This window comes from Shigella sp. FC1567 (assembly GCF_001743015.1).
Taxonomy (GTDB): Bacteria; Pseudomonadota; Gammaproteobacteria; order Enterobacterales; family Enterobacteriaceae; genus Escherichia; species Escherichia coli.
Genome location: NZ_MIIV01000304.1, coordinates 1 through 1108, shown reverse-complemented (window position 1 = coordinate 1108; position 1108 = coordinate 1). Strand labels below are relative to the sequence as shown.

Below are 1108 nucleotides of genomic sequence, written 5' to 3'. Positions count from 1 at the left end.
AGTAGCGGAGCAGGAAGGACATCTGATGGAAATGGAAGCCACGCAAGCACCTTAAAATCACCATCATACACTAAATCAGTAAGTTGGCAGCATTACCTGTCGCCTTTCTGACGGGTATTGCGGGCGCTCTTCAGACTCCTACCCTAAGTATATTCCTCGCAGATGAACTGAAAGCCCGTCCTATAATGGTAGGTTTTTTCTTCACCGGTAGCGCTATTATGGGAATTCTGGTCAGTCAATTTCTGGCAAGGCACTCCGATAAACAAGGCGACCGTAAATTACTGATTCTGCTATGTTGCTTATTTGGAGTGCTGGCCTGCACGCTTTTTGCGTGGAATCTCAACTACTTCATTCTCCTCTCTACGGGCGTACTTCTGAGTAGTTTTGCTTCTACCGCAAACCCGCAAATGTTCGCCCTCGCCCGTGAACACGCCGACAGAACAGGCCGTGAGACGGTCATGTTCAGTACATTTTTACGTGCTCAGATCTCGCTTGCCTGGGTTATCGGGCCACCGCTCGCTTATGAACTGGCAATGGGGTTTAGTTTTAAAGTGATGTATCTCACCGCTGCCATCGCATTTGTTGTTTGCGGGCTGATAGTCTGGTTGTTTTTGCCATCAATACAAAGAAATATTCCTGTCGTTACCCAACCCGTAGAAATTTTACCCTCCACCCATAGGAAGCGGGATACGCGGCTACTTTTTGTGGTCTGTTCAATGATGTGGGCGGCGAATAATCTCTACATGATAAATATGCCGCTATTTATTATTGATGAACTGCATCTAACCGATAAACTGGCTGGAGAAATGATTGGTATCGCTGCCGGTCTGGAAATTCCGATGATGTTAATCGCAGGCTATTACATGAAACGTATTGGCAAGCGACTATTAATGCTCATTGCTATCGTGAGTGGTATGTGTTTTTACGCCAGCGTACTCATGGCGACGACTCCGGCGGTTGAGCTGGAATTGCAAATTCTAAATGCCATCTTCCTTGGTATTCTCTGTGGTATGAGGTGTACTGGCAATAGCGGACACTACCATTTGTTCTTTTTTTAAGCAGCCATCTGATGATATTTTTCCCTGAAGGCTGCCGGGGAGATATTCCC

1 pseudogene is annotated in these 1108 nt (G+C 46.5%); it reads left to right on the top strand.

Annotated features, from left to right (window positions below):
* Window positions 1–74: 74 nt before the first annotated feature.
* Window positions 75–1013 (top strand): annotated as a pseudogene (locus BHE85_RS16260) (MFS transporter); the annotation flags it as partial.
* Between the last annotated feature and the right edge of the window lie 95 nt (window positions 1014–1108).